This window comes from Oleiphilus sp. HI0128 (assembly GCF_001635365.1).
In genome coordinates this window covers 1-302 of record NZ_LWGG01000590.1, presented here as the reverse complement: position 1 = coordinate 302, position 302 = coordinate 1, and the positions used below count along the sequence as shown (strand labels likewise).

Here is a 302-nt window from a genome sequence, read left to right as displayed (position 1 = left end):
TCCAGTGTTAAATCATGCTCTTCCAGAGCATCACCAATCACAGCGTAGGGGCAGCGTTCTCTAGCACAAATCGCCTCAAAGCGCTCCAAGTCTTGCGGCAACACAGCAATAACATAACGTTCTTGAGATTCGTTACACCAAATTTCGTGTGGCGCCATCCCAGGCTCATCGTTAGGGATCTTTCGCAAGTCGAATCGTCCACCGCGCCCGCCATCTTTCACAAGCTCCGGAAAAGCATTTGATAAACCACCCGCCCCTACGTCATGTATAAAGGCAATTGGGTTATTATCATCAAGCTGCCA

Annotated in this window: 1 protein-coding gene; it reads right to left on the bottom strand. The window is 49.3% G+C overall.

Annotation, left to right across the window (positions count from 1 at the left end; translation table 11 throughout):
- The coding region (locus tag A3763_RS07145) for an AIR synthase-related protein (protein ID WP_156494987.1) at window positions 1–302 on the bottom strand (302 nt) is incomplete at both ends.